The 18,400-nt window shown below is 39.2% G+C and carries 18 protein-coding genes; 11 read left to right on the top strand and 7 right to left on the bottom strand.

The features are described 5' to 3' along the window. Positions 1-54: 54 nt before the first annotated feature. The 11 genes from aspS (at position 55) to HXT24_RS04855 (ending at position 13,578) form a co-directional block, all read left to right on the top strand. A complete protein-coding gene (aspS, locus tag HXT24_RS04905; RefSeq protein WP_020761915.1) occupies positions 55-1,851 on the top strand; it encodes an aspartate--tRNA ligase in 1,797 nt (598 codons plus the stop codon). Positions 1,852-2,067: 216 nt separating this feature from the next. Further along, positions 2,068-2,838 (top strand): amino acid ABC transporter ATP-binding protein, encoded by a 771-nt coding sequence (locus tag HXT24_RS04900; protein ID WP_422119261.1) that lies wholly within the window; start codon positions 2,068-2,070, stop codon positions 2,836-2,838. A gap of 55 nt (positions 2,839-2,893) precedes the next feature. Further along, entirely contained in the window at positions 2,894-3,766 is an 873-nt protein-coding gene (locus HXT24_RS04895; protein ID WP_004117844.1) for a glutamate ABC transporter substrate-binding protein, read from the top strand. Position 3,767: 1 nt separating this feature from the next. After that, complete coding sequence (locus tag HXT24_RS04890; RefSeq protein ID WP_004117849.1) at positions 3,768-4,445, top strand: ABC transporter permease subunit; 678 nt, start codon at positions 3,768-3,770, stop codon at positions 4,443-4,445. A 5-nt stretch (positions 4,446-4,450) separates the two neighbouring features. After that, positions 4,451-5,554, top strand: coding sequence for an amino acid ABC transporter permease (locus tag HXT24_RS04885; protein ID WP_004117853.1), 1,104 nt, complete (start codon positions 4,451-4,453; stop codon positions 5,552-5,554). A gap of 163 nt (positions 5,555-5,717) precedes the next feature. Beyond that, entirely contained in the window at positions 5,718-7,145 is a 1,428-nt protein-coding gene (locus HXT24_RS04880; protein WP_004115085.1) for a UTP--glucose-1-phosphate uridylyltransferase, read from the top strand. Between the two features lie 253 nt (positions 7,146-7,398). Continuing rightward, positions 7,399-9,324, top strand: a complete 1,926-nt coding sequence (locus tag HXT24_RS04875; RefSeq protein ID WP_415685800.1) for a helix-turn-helix transcriptional regulator — start codon at positions 7,399-7,401, stop codon at positions 9,322-9,324. Position 9,325: 1 nt separating this feature from the next. Next, a complete protein-coding gene (locus tag HXT24_RS04870) occupies positions 9,326-9,691 on the top strand; it encodes a hypothetical protein (RefSeq protein ID WP_102720695.1) in 366 nt (121 codons plus the stop codon). A gap of 53 nt (positions 9,692-9,744) precedes the next feature. After that, entirely contained in the window at positions 9,745-12,396 is a 2,652-nt protein-coding gene (locus HXT24_RS04865) for a DEAD/DEAH box helicase (protein ID WP_422119260.1), read from the top strand. Positions 12,397-12,486: 90 nt separating this feature from the next. Further along, complete coding sequence (locus HXT24_RS04860; RefSeq protein ID WP_004111625.1) at positions 12,487-12,834, top strand: RNA polymerase-binding protein RbpA; 348 nt, start codon at positions 12,487-12,489, stop codon at positions 12,832-12,834. 45 nt (positions 12,835-12,879) lie between these two features. Next, positions 12,880-13,578: an HAD hydrolase-like protein gene (locus HXT24_RS04855; protein WP_004117864.1), complete on the top strand. Its 699-nt coding sequence runs from the start codon at positions 12,880-12,882 to the stop codon at positions 13,576-13,578. Positions 13,579-13,694: 116 nt separating this feature from the next. Here HXT24_RS04855 and HXT24_RS04850 read toward each other — a convergent pair whose 3' ends face one another. The 7 genes from HXT24_RS04850 to rpe all read right to left on the bottom strand — a co-directional run bounded on the left by HXT24_RS04850 (position 13,695) and on the right by rpe (position 18,370). Continuing rightward, on the bottom strand, positions 13,695-14,219 hold the full coding sequence (locus HXT24_RS04850) for a MerR family transcriptional regulator (RefSeq protein WP_410311691.1): 525 nt from the start codon (positions 14,217-14,219) through the stop codon (positions 13,695-13,697). Continuing rightward, positions 14,219-14,659, bottom strand: coding sequence for an FHA domain-containing protein (locus tag HXT24_RS04845; RefSeq protein ID WP_004111634.1), 441 nt, complete (start codon positions 14,657-14,659; stop codon positions 14,219-14,221). The genes HXT24_RS04850 and HXT24_RS04845 overlap by 1 nt, the downstream gene beginning before the upstream one ends. 18 nt (positions 14,660-14,677) lie before the next feature. Further along, the gene (locus HXT24_RS04840; protein ID WP_101886464.1) at positions 14,678-15,580 is read right to left on the bottom strand and encodes a DUF881 domain-containing protein; all 903 of its coding nucleotides are present in this window, start codon (positions 15,578-15,580) and stop codon (positions 14,678-14,680) included. 1 nt (position 15,581) lies between these two features. Next, positions 15,582-15,914 carry a small basic family protein gene (locus tag HXT24_RS04835; protein WP_004111642.1) on the bottom strand — a complete coding sequence of 111 codons (333 nt, stop codon included), beginning with the start codon at positions 15,912-15,914 and terminating at the stop codon, positions 15,582-15,584. An 11-nt stretch (positions 15,915-15,925) separates the two neighbouring features. Beyond that, on the bottom strand, positions 15,926-16,957 hold the full coding sequence (locus HXT24_RS04830; protein ID WP_246979212.1) for a DUF881 domain-containing protein: 1,032 nt from the start codon (positions 16,955-16,957) through the stop codon (positions 15,926-15,928). A 42-nt stretch (positions 16,958-16,999) separates the two neighbouring features. Further along, positions 17,000-17,602 carry a CDP-alcohol phosphatidyltransferase family protein gene (locus tag HXT24_RS04825; RefSeq protein WP_410311690.1) on the bottom strand — a complete coding sequence of 201 codons (603 nt, stop codon included), beginning with the start codon at positions 17,600-17,602 and terminating at the stop codon, positions 17,000-17,002. Between the two features lie 102 nt (positions 17,603-17,704). Beyond that, positions 17,705-18,370: a ribulose-phosphate 3-epimerase gene (gene rpe / locus HXT24_RS04820; RefSeq protein WP_004111648.1), complete on the bottom strand. Its 666-nt coding sequence runs from the start codon at positions 18,368-18,370 to the stop codon at positions 17,705-17,707. Positions 18,371-18,400 lie beyond the last annotated feature (30 nt).

Raw genomic sequence — 18,400 nt, 5'->3', positions numbered from 1 at the left:
CTATTAAAGTCAAAACAAAAATTAACAAAATTATTTAAACAAGGAAGTGGACTTATGAGCCAGACGGCGTATCGCACACACCATGCCGTTGAAGTGACTGAGACCTTGGTCGGACAGAACGTAACCATTGCTGGTTGGGTTGATCGTCGCCGTGATCACGGTGGCGTCGCTTTCGTAGATGTTCGTGACAACACAGGTTTAGTGCAGGTTGTTATTTACGATGAGGAAACTGCGCGACCATTGCGTAGTGAATTTGTTGTTCAGGTTACTGGCGAAGTTCGCCTGCGTCCAGATGGCAATGAAAATGACCATTTAGCAACAGGAAAAATCGAAATTGTTGCGAATAAAGTGACGATTCTCGCTAAGTCCGATGCGTTACCATTCCAGGTTTCTACAGCATTGGAAAACGAGTCTGAAAACAAGCTTCCTAGCGAAGATGTTCGTTTGAAGTATCGTTATCTTGATTTGCGCCGCCCATCAATGCAGCGTAATCTAAAGCTTCGCTCTAATATGGCTAAGGCAGCTCGTCACGCTTTGGAAGATATGGACTTTACAGAAGTAGAAACACCAACGTTTATTAAGTCCACTCCAGAAGGCGCTCGCGACTTTGTTGTTCCAGCACGTTTGGTTCCAGGATCTTGGTACGCTCTTCCACAGTCTCCTCAGCTTTTAAAGCAGTTGCTTATGGTTTCTGGCGTTGAACGCTACTATCAGCTTGCCCGCTGCTATCGTGATGAAGATTTCCGTGCTGATCGTCAGCCTGAGTTCACTCAGCTTGATATGGAAATGAGCTTTGCAAGCCAAGAAGATGTTATGGCTATGGCAGAGCGCGTTATTGCTGCTATTTGGAAGGAAGCTGGTCACGAGATTACTCTTCCTTTGCCTCGAATCACTTGGCAGGAAGCTATGGATAAGTACGGTTCCGACAAGCCTGATTTGCGTTTTGGAAACCCACTTATTGAATTAACTGACTTCTTCAAGAACACTCCATTCCGCGTGTTCCAAGCTCCTTACGTTGGTGCTGTGCTATTTAAGGGCGGTGCTGAAACTCCTCGTCGTCAGTTTGACGCTTGGCAGGATTGGGCTAAGCAGCGTGGAGCTAAAGGATTGGCTTATGTCGTTTTTGGCGAAGATGGCGAGTTGAAGGGCCCTGTTGCTAAGAATCTTAGCGAAGAAGAGCGTGCAGGACTTAAGGAAGCTGTTGGAGCTCAAGATGGCGATGCTGTATTCTTTGCAGCAGGCAGCCGCGAATCTTCTCAGCTTTTGCTTGGCGCTGTTCGCGTAGAGCTTGCAAGCCGCGCAGGATTACTTCACCCAGATGAGTTTGCTTTCACTTGGGTTGTTGACTTCCCACTGTTTAAGCGCACGGACGATCCAGACGATGACGATGTTGCTGTTGGACACTCAAAGTGGACTTCTATGCACCATCCATTTACAATGCCATCTGCTGATTGGATTGATAAGTTCGATAAAGATCCAGAGCATGCAATGAGCGATTCTTACGATATCGTGTGCAACGGTAACGAGATGGGCGGTGGCTCTGTTCGTATTCACCGCGACGATATTCAAGATCGCGTGCTTGATGTTCTTGGAATTGACAAAGCTGAAGCAGAAGAAAAGTTCGGCTTCTTGCTTGAAGCCTTTAAGTACGGTGCTCCACCTCACGCTGGTATTGCTTTGGGCTGGGATCGTACTGCTGCAATTCTTGCAGGCGCAAGCTCGATTCGCGACGTAATCGCCTTCCCTAAGGCTGGCGGCGGACGCGACCCTCTAACTGGCGCTCCTGCTCCAATTTCTGACGAACAGCGTGCTGAAACTGGCGTCGATTACGATCCAGAAGAAGACGAGTAATTGTAAATATAATAGAATGCAATAATTTACAATTTAAATATTGCTAATAAATGCCGTTAAGTTGTGTGATTGTATTAGGAAATCCGCACTTAACGGCATTTTTAAACTAAAATTAACATTTTTGTATCATTTTTATTGTTTTTCGTAACTTTATAAGCGTTTAAAAGTAACTATTACGATAAACGCATGTAACAAAAGAACATTAGAATCCTTTCTATGGATACTAAATTAAACAACACAAAAAAAGTAGCACAGCCGTTGGTGGAACTTAGCCATGTTGAAAAACACTATGGTAAGCTTCACGTTTTAAAAGATATTAACTTGACTGTTAATAAAGGCGAAGTGCTTGTAATTATTGGACCGTCTGGCTCTGGCAAGTCAACGATGTGCAGGACGATTAATCGTCTTGAAACTATTGACTCTGGAGACATTCGCATTGATGGTAAGCCTCTTCCTCAAGAGGGAAAAGAACTTGCCGCATTGCGTGCAGAAGTAGGAATGGTGTTCCAGTCTTTTAATCTTTTTGCAAACAAGACGATTCTAGAAAACGTTACGCTTGCTCCTATTAAGGTTCGTCATATGGAACAGCAAGATGCAGAAAGTTTAGCAATGGATCTTCTTGCTAGAGTTGGCGTTGATAATCAAGCTAACAAAATGCCTTCTCAGCTTTCTGGCGGTCAGCAGCAGCGAGTGGCGATTGCTCGCGCGCTTGCAATGCATCCAAAGGTTATGCTTTTTGATGAGCCTACATCTGCACTTGATCCAGAAATGGTTAACGAAGTTCTTGATGTTATGGTTGAGCTTGCAAAAGAAGGAATGACCATGATTTGCGTTACTCACGAGATGGGCTTTGCACGTAAAGCTGCAGACAAAATCGTGTTTATGGCAGATGGCAGAATTCTTGAGCAAAATACACCAGAAGAGTTCTTTGAAAATCCAAAGACAGACAGAGCAAAAGACTTCCTTTCAAAGATTTTGACTCATTAATTTGACTCGTTTTTAAATCATTAATAGCGATTTTTTAAATCTTTAAGAGGTAGTTATGAAATATTTACACAATATTGCGCTTAAGTGTAAGCGTTGCAAACTGGGATTAAGGCATACATATCGCGCAATTTTATCTATGATTTGCGCATTGTGCTGCGTTCTACCACTTAGCGCTTGCAGTCAAAATAGTCGCAACGATGTAATACGCATTGGCATTAAGTTTGATCAGCCTGGTCTTGGCTTTAAAAAGTCTGGAACTTACGTTGGTTTTGATGTAGACGTTGCAAAGTACGTTGCCAAAAAGTTGGGTTACTCCGAAGATAGGATTGTTTGGAAGGAATCGCCTTCAAAACAGCGTGAAGCAATGCTTCAAAATGGCGATGTGGATATGATTGTTGCAACATATTCCATAACAGATGCTAGAAAAAACACTGTTTCTTTTGCTGGACCATATTTTGTGGCAGGTCAAGATTTATTAGTTCGTAAAGATGAGCATAAAGTAAGCGGTCCAGATGATTTAGACGGAAAGCGTTTATGCTCAGTAACTGGTTCTACGTCTGCAATAGTTATTAAAGAGAAGTACTCTTCAAAAGTTCAACTTATGCAACAGCCCGGCTATGCAGAATGTGCAACAGCATTATTCTCTGGAATCGTAGACGCTGTTACAACAGACGATATTATTCTCGCTGGTCTTGCTACAGCATCTAGAGGCAGACTAAAGCTTGTTAGTAAGCCATTTACCGAAGAACACTACGGCATTGGTATTAAAAAAGGAAACACGAAGCTAGCTAAGCGCATTAATAATGCTCTTAAAGACATGATTAAAAATGGATCATGGAAAAGAGCTTTAGACGATAACATGCGCGGAACTGGTTTTAAGCCAAACGCAAAGTATAATCCGCCAGTACCAAATGAGGGGGAGGAGTAAAATGCAAGACTTTGTGCAATTATTTACTTCATACAATATTCCAGGAGCATTCTTGGTGAATATTGAAATCACATTGTGGAGCGTGCTTTTTTCAACGATTCTTGGTGTGATTCTAGTTATGATGAGGATTTGTCCAATTCATTCGCTTCGAATTATTGCAAGCGCATACGTTGAGTTCTTTAAGAATATGCCTCTAACAATAATCATGGTATTTATGGTTCTTGGCGTGTATGCTCAGCTAAAGCTCGGTTTTTCAACTGTTTTTAGCGTAAACTTCTTCTGGCTTGCTATAGCTGGCTTGAGTTTTTACACTTCAGCATTTGTTTGCGAATCTTTAAGATCTGGCTTAAACACTGTACCTTTGGGTCAGGCAGAAGCATGTAGAGCGCTTGGGCTTAACTTCTTCCAATCAGCTTTTAATGTGATTTTGCCTCAAACATTTTGCGGATCTGTAGCACCTCTTGGAAACACTTTTATTGCGTTGCTTAAAAATTCCACTGTTGCTGCAGCTGCATCTGTTGCAACTGAAACATCTACTCTTATGAGTGAGATGATTGAAAGGCATGCAGATTTGATTGTTCCAATCTTTTTGATTTTTGCGTGCGGATACATTGTGTTGATTATTCCAATCGGTATTTTCACAACTTATTTGTCTAATAAGCTTGCGGTTAGAAGGTGATGAAAATGGCAAAAAAACAAGAAAAATCTCTGTTATTTGATGCGCCTGGGCCTAAGGCTTTAAAAAAGATTCGTATTGCAAATATTGTTGCGTGCGTTGTGTTTGCGCTTATTGTTATTGCTTTGCTTTTAAGACTTAGCAATCCTCCCGAAGGCGAAAATCAGCTTTCGTGGGATTTGTGGAATCCAGCTGTGGAATCGGAAGCGTGGACTGATTTTTATCTTCCAGGATTGTGGATGACTCTTAAAGCTTCACTTCTTGCTGTTGTAGGTTCAATAGTTTTTGGACTTTTGTTTGGTCTTTTAAGACTATTGCCTAGCTTGATTCTTCGTAGCATTTCTGCCGTTGTAGTTGAGTTTTGCCGCGCTGTGCCAGTGCTTTTGCTTATGATCTTCCTTTGGAGAGGATTTGCGTTTGCTGGAATAAGTGGCGCGTCTTACTGGGCCGTTGTGTTGTCTTTGATTTTGTACAACGGTTCCGTGGTCGCAGAGCTAGTTCGATCTGGCGTTGGAAATCTTCCTAACGGTCAGCGTGAAGCGTCTTTGGCACTTGGACTATCTCAATATCAGTCTTTAACACAAATCGAAATGCCACAAGCTATATTCGCAATGCTTCCAGCAGCTGTAACTCAGCTTGTTGTCGTGTTAAAAGATACTGCATTAGGTTCCATAATCATGTACACTGATTTGCTCCAAGAATCTAGACGACTTGGATCAATGTACTTTAATATTTTGCAAACTTTGACTGTTGCTGCAGTTGTGTACTTCTTGATTTGCTGGGCGCTTTCTTGGTTTGCTGAATGGCTCCCATCAAAGCTTAGTAGCAGAACAGCAGCTCCGACTGAGCCAGAACCTGTTGCGCCAATCGCAATTATGGATCCTTCTAACGTGAATCAGATTGCTGTTGCTAAGGAAGTTAAAGAGCTTCCGTACGGTGGAACTCCTAGAAAGTACCACGTGCATCATCGCGGTACAAACGCTTCTATTCACCATTGGCGTCGTACTCGTTACTTGCAAGGCTATGATGAGCATCATCTAGAAACTGGTGACGAGAATTTAGATGATAGTCAAAATACTAACCAAGATAAAAATAATAAAAAGCATGATTAATTCTAATTTTTAGATTAATTATGAATAATAGCGCAATGGGTTTGATTCCGCCTGTTGCGCTATTTTTTTGATGTTTAGTAATAAAATCGATTCACCTTGTTTGCAACATATAGATTGAATAGATAAACTATTAAACATAATGCATACAAGGAGGCTGTCTTAAATGGGCGACACTTTTGAATTGTCCGCTGCAAAGATGCGCGAACAAGGTATGAGTGAGATTGCGATTAATCAATTTGCACATCTTTATGACTCGTGGATTAATGATAAGTCTGGTGAATTTATTCGCGAAAACACTGTAGAGCCTATTAAGAGTGTTCCAAATTTTCACGAAATTTATGAGACTATTGATCATGATAAAGCTGTAAACGCTTTTGCAAAAACAGCGTTTATTAAGCTTAATGGTGGTTTGGGAACGTCTATGGGATTGTCGTGCGCAAAATCTTTGTTACCTGTCCGTAGGCACAAAGCTCGACAAATGCGATTTATAGATATAATAATAGGTCAGGTTCTTACAGCACGCCAACGCTTAGGTGTTGATTTACCTCTTATTTTTATGAACTCTTTCCGCACATCTAAAGATACATTACAAGTGCTGAAGCGTAATCGTAAATTTTCTCAAGAAAACATTCCTGTTGAAATTATTCAGCATCAAGAACCGAAATTGCTAGAGGAAACCTGTGAGCCAGTTTCTTATCCAGAAGATCCTGAGTTAGAGTGGTGTCCTCCAGGTCATGGAGATATTTTCTCTACAATTTGGGAATCAGGATTGTTAAACGTTTTGAAGAAAAATGGTATTGAATATTTATTTATTTCAAATTCGGATAATTTAGGTGCTAGACCTTCTCGTACTCTTGCTCAGCACTTTGAAAACACGGGTGCTTCAATAATGATTGAGGTTGCTAAGCGTACTCAAGCCGATCGTAAAGGTGGTCATATTGTTAGAGATCTCGAAACTGGAAGAATGATGCTTCGAGAAATGACTCAAGTTCATCCAGAAGATCGAAGAAGTGCTCAAAGTATTAAAAAACATCCCTATTTTAATACAAATAATATTTGGGTTCGCGTTGACGCATTGCAAAAAAAGTTGGAAGAATACAATGGAGTTCTTCCTCTTCCTGTGATTTGCAATAGAAAAACTATTGATCCTACAAATGAAAAAAGCGAGAAAGTTATTCAGCTGGAAACTGCGATGGGTGCTGCAATTTCGCTTTTTAATGATGCTATTTGTGTAGAAGTAGATAGAATGAGATTCTTGCCTGTCAAGACAACTAATGATTTGTTTATAATGCGTTCAGACAGATTCCATCTTACTGATTCTTATGAGATGGAGGATGGCAACTACATATTCCCAGATATTGATCTCGATCCTCGTTATTATCGAAATATCAATGATTTCAATGAAAGATTCCCTTACTCGGTACCTGCTTTAGCTGCTGCAAAGTCAGTTACTATTCGTGGTGATTGGACATTTGGTAATCAGGTTTCTATGTTCTCCGATGCTGTTTTAGAAGATACTGGAGAGCCAAGCTACGTTCCAAATGGGGAATTTGTTGGGCCTCAGGGTATTGAACCAGATGAATGGGTGTAAATAGCGTGTGAAATTTGGGAATTAAAAAATATTTATGGCGTGTCGCGCGTGAAATGGCTTGTTTTCAAGGGTTTTCTTACCCTTGACAATAATAAAATAAGAAAAATCATGAGTTTTTTTAAAAATGTCCACACGTATAGCAAAACACCATTAAAATAGATAAAGTGTGTGTGGAGGATTTAGCGTCTTACATTAATCGCAGATTCTCTATGCATGGAAGGAAAACTACAAAAGAAACGATACGTGAGGACCAATGGCAGAAGGAAGTAACGGAAGACGTCGTTTTTCCGATAAGTGGGGCAAACATGAGCTAGATGTGCTCGCGGTGTTGTCTTCCGCATTTCCACAATGGCTGACTTCGCGTCAGATTGCACAACGAGTTAAAGCTTATGCTGATTCATATGGAGAGCTTGCTGATCAGGCTGCTAAGGCAGCTTTTGCCAAGCAGTTCCAAAGGGATCGTGCAAAACTTGCGGCTATGGGAATTGCAATTGAGTCACGACAGCCAGAATATTCTTCCAAATCCGAAGGGCAAGATTTTGCATCTTATAGATTGCAGCTTGGCGATGAGCCAAGAGTTCGTATACGTTTCGAGCAAGAAGAACTTCCTGTTTTGGCTGCTGCCAATTATTTGGCTAGGTCTATGTCCATTTCTTCTTCTGAATCTCGTAAAGTTGAGCAACAGCATTCTTCTGCGTCTCGCACAGCTCCGAGAGTTCCTCAAACTCCTATACCTGGACTAGGTCTTGATTCTATCGCTCCAGGTCTAGGAACTCAGACAATTCCAGATGCATTAGTTAAGGTTATTGATTCACGTAGATTCGCTGCAACAGTTGATGTTGATGGAGAGCATTTGAATGTTGCTTATACTGATTCAGATGATTTAGCGATGTTTGTTCTTGAACATCCAGGTTCTTGTGTTGTAAGTCCACAAGAAGCAGTAGATGCATTCCATCGTAGACTTAATGCTGCAACGGAATTTGTGTCTTGCGATGAGGATTATGTTGAGCAAGACGATTTATCGCAAAATAGTTCTGACGATAATAAGGATTTGTCTGGCTCTGAGCCAGACAAATCACGCCAAAAGAAAGCATCTTTCCAAACTGGCAGTGAGGTTGATCGCAGACTTCGATTAATGCTCTTCCTTTCTGCACATCTTGGTGAAGAGTTCCCATTGGATGAGCTTGCTGTTAGATTTATAGGCAAGCCAAAGAGTGAAGATGAACTTCGTAGATTTGTTGCTATTTTGCACAAAGATATCAATACTCTTACGACTGTATCTGATGATGGAGAGATGGCTGGTAGTCAGTTCTTCGATATTGATTGGTCTTTGCTAGAAGCTGAAGGAATTGTTTCTGCAACAAATTCATTAGGGCTTGAGCGCTTGGCTGGCGTTTCTCAACAGTATATGAGCATGTTGACCGCATCAGTTAATTATCTTGCTCATTCTCCGCTTCTTCCTGTTGAACAGAGAGACCAGGCTAAGGCTTTGTATATGCGTTTGCGTAGGCATGTGCGTCCAGGTGAAACTCCTTGGCTGAGCCTTACTGGTTATGAAGTAGAGCCTAGAAACTGTTCTATAGTTCGTAGCGCTATTAATGCTGGTGCTCTAATTGACATGGAGTATACAGACGGAGCTGGCAGAACTCGTAGGAAAGTTGTTGCACCTTCTAAGATTTTTGTTGATGAAGGCGTTTATTACGTTGCAGTTTGGACTGATGTTGAAAATCAGGCTCCAGAAGATAAACGTAGTCTAGTTGCGAAGGATACTTCTATCAATAAGGCAAATGGTTTGCCTAGAATTTGGCAAGTTCTTCGCGTTGCTCGCATTGAGCATGCAGAGGTAATTACGCCTGTTTGCCCTGTAGAAATTCCAGATGTTCCTATTAGCGAACTTCGTAAGTGGAGTTTTGACAATGGTACGCAAACATGCTTTATCACTGATGAACCTGATTTAAACTTCTTAAAGAGTCTTTCAGGTGCTACGGTTGAGCCTTGTGGGAGTGGCGTTAAAGTTCATTTGACTGTTTGCTCAGATTCTTGGTTTGTTGCTTTCTGTATTGCGCATGCCCGTCATATTAAAGCTGTTTCTCCAGAAACTTTGCGGACTATGATTATTGCTCGTGCTCAACGTGAATTGAGTGTTGATCATAGCGATTCTCCTATTGTGGAGAATTAAAATGCCGTGGTGGATTTGGATTATTATTACGCTTTTCATGCTTTGTATGATTGCATGCGGGACTGTTTTCGCTATTAGAAATGCTTTTAGGATTTTTGAAAATTCTTCAAGTTTTCTTGAAAAAGTTTCTTCTTGCTTTGAAAGACTTCAAGACAATAATGATTCTTTAGATAATGATACAAGCCCGCTATTCACTCGTCCTATAAAGGATGCGGCACGTAGATACGAGCATACTCGAATTAAGGTTAATGAGCGTCATAATCGTATAAGAGAAACCCATAAGTCCATTTGGCAAAATTGGAATACAAAGTCGTTGCGTCAAGAAGATATTGATAATCCTAATTTTAAAGAGTCAAAAGAATCTTAGTGAATTGCGAACTTAAAATTATTTTGATTTAAGAAGAAAGAACTAAACTTTTTATGTCTAAGACGTCATATCGCAAGAAAAAGAAAAATGATATTCTTGTTGATTCAAACGATTACAAGAATGATTCTGAAATTCCTTTATCTCCAGCTGAACGGTTTAATTTGTTTAAGCAAACTATTAAGCACTCTCGAACTATGGCTGCAAAATTTGAACAATCTTTAAGTTTTGATTTAGATGATTTTCAAGCAGAAGCAATTGATGCACTGGAAAATGGAGATAATGTTCTTGTGGCAGCTCCTACTGGAGCAGGTAAAACTGTTGTTGCTGATTTTGCTGTTTTTCTAGGCGTAAATCGTGGGGTTAAAACATTTTACACAACTCCTATTAAGGCTCTAAGTAATCAAAAATATCATGATTTTTGTGAAGTTTATGGAATAGATAGAGTTGGACTTTTAACTGGAGATACTTCGGTTAATCCAGAAGCTGATATTGTTGTTATGACTACAGAAGTTTTACGCAATATGCTTTATGAACGTTCAATTACTCTTAAATCTCTTGGATTTGTTGTTTTAGATGAGGTTCATTATCTTGCAGATAAGTTCAGGGGCGCTGTGTGGGAAGAAGTTATTATTCATCTTCCTCAGAGCGTTAAGATTATTGGTCTTTCTGCAACTGTTTCTAATGTAGAAGATTTTAGTGCATGGATTTCTTCTGTGCGCGGAGAAACACATTTGGTTGTAGATGAGCATCGTCCTGTTCCACTTGAAAGACATGTTATTATCCAGAAGGATGGACGCACAGAGCCTGAATTACTTAACTTATATGATGTTGATAAAAATGGTAATAGCACCAATCATGTAAATCTTGCTTTAACAAGAAAAATCACTCAATGGGAGAATGCCTCTTTACGACGTAAAGCATCTTATCGTAATGTAAATAAACGTTTTAGCAAAGGCAAGTTTTCTAAGAATAAGTTTTCTAACAGATATGATAATTCATCTAAAAGTAATAGGGGAGAAGTTGCTGTTAGACACACCCCTAAAAGATGGGCTGTTATAGATGAGCTTGATTACCTTGATATGCTACCAGGAATATATTTTATTTTTTCTCGTTCAGGATGCGATCAGGCTGTTCAACAATGTTTAAACGCTGGATTATCTCTTACTAGCGATGAAGAAATGTATGAAATCCGCAGAATAGTTGATTCTATGATTGCGGAAAATAAACTAAGCAAAAGCGATTTAAAGGCACTTAGATTTGAGCGTTTTAGGTATGCTCTTGAACAAGGTTTTGCAGCTCATCACGCTGGTATGATTGCTATTTTTCGCCATATTGTAGAAACGCTTTTTGAACGCGGTCTTATTAAGGTTATTTTTGCTACAGAAACTCTTGCTTTAGGTTTAAATATGCCTGCGAGAAGTGTTGTTGTTGAAAAACTCGTTAAATTTGATGGTACAGGTCACGTTCCGCTAACTCCTGGTGAGTTCACACAACTTACTGGTCGCGCTGGCAGACGTGGCATAGATGATATTGGTCATGCAGTGTTAATTGACAATCCTGATTTTGATCCTTCTAAAGCTGCATCCTTGTCTAGTAAACGTGTGTATCCTCTTCATTCTAGCTTTGTTCCTACATTCAACATGGCTGTTAATCTCCTAAATAATAGTGATGTTAAAACTGCTCGCATAACTCTAAGCAGTTCTTTTGCTCAATGGGAAGCCAATGCTTCTGCTCAAAGGCTTTTAAGTCGTGTTGAGGATCTTAAAGAAGCTATTAGCGGTTACGAACAAGCATTTCATTGCACTCAAGGTGATTTTTCTGAGTTTATGACTCTTAGAATGCGTCTTAAAGATGCTCAACATGATCAGCGCAGAAAACTTAAGCACACAATATTTGCTAGTGAAGTTGAGCGTGCTAAAGCTTTTAAAGAATTAGATAAAACTATCGATACCTTACGCAACGAGGAGCGTAACCATCCTTGTGCAGGATGCCCAGATATTCAAGAACATTTACACTGGGGTTATTATTGGGCTCGAGAAATGCGTGAACTAAATCAGGTTAAGGATCGCTATAATTCTCGCACTGGCTCAGTTGCAAGATGTTTCGATAATATTTGTGAAGTACTTTGTAGATTAGATTATTTAAGAAATACGAACGATGCTTTAGTGTTAACAGACAAGGGTCAGTTGCTTCGTAGACTTTACAACGAGCTTGATGTTGTTTTTGCTCAATCAATTTGTGAAGGAATTTTTAATAATCTAACTCCTATTCAATTATTGTCTTGTTTATCTGCATTAGTGTATGAATCTAGGGGTCCTGCTGGGGGAGAGCCGCGTAGGTATCCTGGAGGATTAAATGCGCCTGTATTCAATACAGTTTTAAAGATGAAAGAATTATTTATTCGTATAAGTGATATGTGCTTGAATAATCATCTTGATGCTTTAAGACCTCTTGATTTTGGTGCAATTGATATGATTTATGATTGGGCTCAAGGTGCTGATTTACTCGACATATTGCAAAATACTGACATAACTGGTGGTGATTTTGTCAGATTTGCAAAAAGACTTATTGACTTACTTAATCAACTTGCTGTTGCTAGCGAATATTTGAAAATATTGCCTAACGTAGATGATTCTTTAGCTCACAATGCTTATGAAGCAGCTAAACTTATTAATCGCGGGGTAGTTGCTTATTGTGATGTTTGATATGTTATTGATATATCATGGTATACCTTTGTGTATCGTCCGTGCAATTCGCTAGCTTTATAATGAAAACAAAAAGGAGAATAATATATTATGGCAGAGCGCAGTTTACGTGGAATGAGCATTGGAGCTAAATCATTGGAATCCGACGATAATGTTGATTTCGCTGCTCGTAACGATGTTGCATATGTGTGCCCTAAGGGTCACAGAACGATTCTTCCATTTGCTCAAGGTGCAGAGATTCCTGAAGAGTGGGAATGCCGTTGTGGTGCATTAGCGCATAAGGAAGGCGATGCAGACAGACCAGATGATGATTTTAATAAGCCAGCTCGTACGCATTGGGATATGCTTTTAGAGCGTAGAAGTGAAGAAGAGCTTAAAGCTTTACTTGATAAGCGTTTAAAGATGCATCATGAGGGTTGGATTCCTGATTACGAGTGAGAATTATTTTTATAAACAAAACACTTCTAAGGGAAATAAGCTGTCATGAAAGTTGTTCTTCTTGATTTAGATGGTACTTTAACACAATCGCATGCTGGTATTATTGCGTGCGCTAAAAAAGCGATGTCTGATCTTGGTATGCAGATACCTGATGATACTGAAATGTTGCGTTTTGTTGGACCGTCTATACTTGAATCTTTTCAGAGGAATCATATGCCTAAAGAATTGCAATCTGAAGGCGTTAAATTGTATAGGAAATATTATTCCGAAGTTGCAACTTTTATAGATCCTGATAATCCAAATGGTGATATGATTACTGGGAATTTTTTGAACAAAGTTTATGATGGCATTCCTGAGCAGCTTAAGTTGCTACGAAAGTCTGGTTATTATCTTGCTACTGCATCTTGCAAGCCTGAATATCAAGTTAAACCAATTTGTGATCATTTTGGATTGACAAACTTGATTGATGGTATTTATGGTGCTAGCAAAGATATGTCTAGGATTAATAAAGATCAAGTTATTCGCTATGTTTTTGAAAATATTGGATTCAATCCTTTACGGGATCGTGCTTTAATGGTTGGCGACCGTTGGACGGATGTTGATGGCGCTTTAGCATGCGATATTGATTGTTTGGGTTGCTCTTGGGGTTATGCCGAGCCTGGTGAGCTTAAAACTCACGGAGCATATCGTATTATCGACAGTGTTTCTGATTTGAATAATGCCATTAACGAGTATTTTGAATAATTTTGAAATATTATTTGTTTTTCGTGCTAAAGAATATATGAGTATTTACCCGATAATGTACGTTATGTCAGATTAGATATATTTTAGGGATAAAATATTACAGATACATTAGAAATTTACTTAGATAATGCAGAATCTAAATCAGCTTTAACCTGTTTAACAATACGACCAACAGCTATAGCAAAAACAGCTGTGCCACATTCAAGCATATCTCGCATATTTTCCTGATTACTATCGCATTCCACAACAGATTGACCATCGCAAATTATGGTCATATTTTCGAGATGCTTTACACTAAAACAATTTAAAAACACTATAGCAGTAGTCACATTAGTGAGATTTACTCCAGCGTCTAAAAGTCGCTTAGAAACCGCCATAATTGCAATGTCTTTAAAGGAATATAAACGACGAGACCCAGAACCATGAGACGGATTAATAGAAGGCTCAATTATGTGTTTACGCGCCCAATAATCAAGTTGTCTATATGTAATACCAGCTATATTCATAGCAACACTTCCACGGTATCCTGTGGAATACTCTTCATCATCCGAAAACGAAAACAGTTCCCCCTGCGTTGGCTGATGATCATGTTCTAAAGAATCAACCAACGCACTATCTTCAGGAGAGCTTTCAAAAGTCATTATCGTTTAGTAACAGCGTCACACGTAAAGAACATTAATCGGAACTTGCCAATCATAATTTCGTCACCATTATGAAGAATAGCTTCATCAACACGGTTACGATTAACATACGTTCCATTTAGACTTCCAGCGTCAGCAATGCTAAAAACAGTACCATTTCTACGAAAAACAGCATGAGCTCTAGAAACAGTAGAATCGTCTAGCATAATATCGGCTCTAGAATCTCGTCCAACAGAAACGACGTCCTCATCTAGTAAATAACGCGATCCAGAAACTGCTCCACGTGTAGAAATAAGTAAAGCGGTACCAGGAAGCAGCTTTGCTATAGTATCTAAATCATCCTGCCTAAGAGGACGATCTGCATTAGAGTTTATTGGAATGGTAATAGCTGGCATACCAATAATGGTTGTTTCGCCAGCAGTAGGAATCGGTTCAGTCATAATTGCTATTTTACCTTCTTATTCGACCGGTTTTGCATATTGATACTGTTTTGGTTCGCGTGTCGAGCGAATTTCAACCTCTTCAGGCGTTGAAACATATACGGAAGCACCGAATTTGACTTTTAATCTAGAACCAACTCCCCCAGCAATATTTACGGCGTTTTGCAAGTTCTGAGGCTCGCCAATAGCCTTAACAACATATGGAGGATTAATCTCAATTGCGTCACACAATAACCCATGTTTAGTGTCAGAAATATAGCTAGAAGTTACTATACGTATGTCGTTAACAGACATAACCTCCACTCCAGCATTACGAAGCTCTTCAAGCAGTTGAAACATTGTAGCAGCATCCACACGCTCTTTTTCTCCAGCAGTAATGTGAATAATTACTCCCTTACCAACAGCTGGAAGACGACCAGATATTAAACCACTCGTCTGAGAATTCTGCTTAGCAATCCTAGCAGCTTCCTCCTGTTTGTTAACAGATGCTTTTAAAGAATTAAGCTGGCTAGTTAACTCAAACTTTCGCTGCTCTAGATTTTGTATTTGCGAATTAGTTTCTGTAATTAAACGAGTAAGCTCATCCTCACTCATCGTCTGATATACAAGTGTACTTCTATTAACTTGAATCATATAAGCAAATCCAAGCAATGCACAAAGAAGCATAACAAGTAAGCCAGTTAAAATACGAGTACGCGTAATATGACCTTGCAATGAAGGCTTATTTTTTCGTTTAACAATCGGGAAAGAACCTGTTTGTGTACGATCACTTTCGCGATCTTTAGCATGCTGACGATGCAATTTTCTGACGATATTGTCAACATTTTTATCAATATTTTTGTCAACATTTTTATCAAAAGTATCGTCTAAATTGTCGTTCTTTATGCTATTTTTTGATGTATTAGAAAATGGATGACGCATATTAGCCTCTAAATATAAAACGACGTATTGCAGAAACGTTAGAGAAGATTCGTATTCCTAATACAACAATAACAGCAGTTTGCAATTGTGCTCCAACTCCAAGTTGGTTTCCGAGTAAAACTAAAAGAGTAGCAGCAATAACATTCGAAAAGAATGAAATAACAAACACCTTATCAGAGAAACTACGCTCAAAATAAGCTCTAGCAGCTCCAAGCAGAGCATCCAAGGCTGCAAGAACCATAATCGGCAGATAAGGTTGAATAACTACTGGAATATCAGGATGTACAACAATCCCAATAAGCGCACCTAAAATCAATCCAAGAACAGCTGTCATAACCTATTTTCCTATCTCCTACTCAATAATTCTTTTGCAAAATTAATTTCACCAGTTCCCGCAGCGGAAAGTTTAAGCGTATTTGACTTAGAAATTTGCGGGTTAATACCTGCGTCGCTAAGAGAAACAAACCACGGAGAGCGCTTTTGAGAATTTAACTTTTCAATAAGACTAGAACTGTCTCCAATAGCCTCAATCGTATAAGGGCTTTGAGTCTGATTAACACCTATAAGAATAGTTGACCCAGCAGTACGTATGGACGTTTGAGCGCCAATTCTATGACCATTTATTGATATTGCTTCTGCGCCTGCATCCCAAAGAATGGAAACAAAAATCTGAATATCTCTATCTGTAACAACCCTAATTCTTTCTCCTTTAGCCATTTCTCTAGGAATGTTGCCGCTAGAGACGTCATTGTTTGTAGAAATAGGATTAGCAATAGTTAAAACAATTCCAGGCCCTACAACGCCATGTGTACCATTCGTCATATTGTCAGATTTATCAACTTGATTTTCATAAGGAGTATTAATTCTTTTTGACTCACGATCTACACTAGCCCGCAATCTAGTTACATCTTTAACAAGATTGTCAAAACGGCTTGCATGAGAAGTAAGCTCGTTAGCTAACGATAAACGTATGGCTTTACGAGAATCCGTATGCAATTTTCGCACAAATTGGCTTCCCACAGTACCAAGAGCAACACAAATAATAAAAACAATTATTCTAGTAATCCAGAGATTAATCTTACTAACATTCTGCTTATTAAGACGGGAATCCATAAAAAGAGGATCCACTGGTCTATTGCTTAAATCGTCAATTAAGCGTAATGAATAGTCTTCAATACGACGTCTTTTTTCATTATGGTTAGAAAAGTTATAACTTGAATTAGTCACATGATGAGGACCAAGAGCAAATACAGATTTGGAAAAAACTGCTCTGCGTTTTGAAAATAAGATAACGGTTGGAGCAGGAAAAGACTCTGGAATAACACTATTATCAGTGTTATTCACATCATGATTTAGATTAGAAGTCTTTTGCACCATAATATGTCCGTTATTCAAACCAGTTTATAATACTTATAATCCTTATTTAAACTTTTTTATTAATAGCTTATAGGCTTGAATGCAATACAATACTCCAGCAAACCAGTAAAGTGTTATTCCCCAAATTGCGCAAGCTATCGCTGCAGCATACAAAATAAGCATTGGTTCAGTCGCAACAGCATAAACAATCATAAATAATACGATAGTAACCATCAATAATGCTGTTCCAGTTTTACCCATGAAATTCACTGGTAAAGGTCCATAATCATATTGTGCAAGAATAACAATCAAAATAGCCATTATTATGTCTCGCAAAACAACAAGAGCCAACGCCCACCAAGGTATAATCTTGGCAAACGCTAAAGCTAAAATGCTGCATGCTATTAAAAGCCTATCTGCAACAGGATCTAGAATTTGCCCTAATTTGCTAACCTGATTAAAAGTTCTAGCAATATAACCATCAACGCAATCTGAAAAAGCAGATATAGCAAGAACGATTAGAGCAACCCCCATTTTATTTTGCGCAATTAAAATGGCAAGATATGGTATAGAACATATACGCAGAAAACTAATCACATTAGGTACAGTAAAAACTCGATCAAGTGCTTCAGGACTGTACTCCTGGTTAGAAACGAACTTAACCATACCTATTTCCTTAAAAACAATTTAAAAGACTTACCAATTGTATTCTATTTTGCATATATAAAATATTGGGGCATTATTCTAAAAATGCCCCAATAAAAGTTTTTATGCTCGCCAGGCCTCTTGTGCAATATTACGAATAGAATCAATAGCAGCTGATGGATTTTCAGCGCCATAAACAGCAGATCCTGCAACCAGTACATCAGCACCAGCTTCTGCGACTATAGCAGCTGTAGAAGGGCTTACTCCGCCATCAACTTGAATATGAGTATCCAATCCACGACGAGTAATTTCATCACGTAAACGACGAACCTTACCCATTTGATTGCTCAAGAACTTCTGTCCACCAAAACCAGGCTCAACAGTCATAATAAGAATCATATCGAATTCATCAAGAATATCGAAAATAGGTTCAACTGGCTCAGCTGGGCGAACCGCAAAACAAGCTTTGCAACCCATATCTCGAAGCTGACGAGCAAGACGAACAGGCGCATGAGTTGCACCCATATGGAAGCTCACAGAATCAGCACCAAGTTTTGCATACTCTGGAGCCCAACGATCAGGATCCTCAATCATCAAATGAACATCCACAGGAAGACTAGTAACTTCGCAAATGCGTTTTACAATCGGCTCCCCTAAAGTTAAATTCGGTACAAAATGATGATCCATAACATCAACGTGAACAAGATCAGCATTTGAAATTGCTATAAGATCTCTTTCAAGATTGCAAAAATCTGCAGAAAGAATGCTAGGTGCTATTTGTATATTCATGTGTTCCATTCTAAGAAAAGCAAGCGACTA

It is taken from the genome of Gardnerella sp. DNF00354, assembly GCF_049262755.1.
GTDB lineage: Bacteria > Actinomycetota > Actinomycetes > Actinomycetales > Bifidobacteriaceae > Bifidobacterium > Bifidobacterium vaginale.
This window is presented reverse-complemented; position numbering and strand designations above follow the sequence as displayed.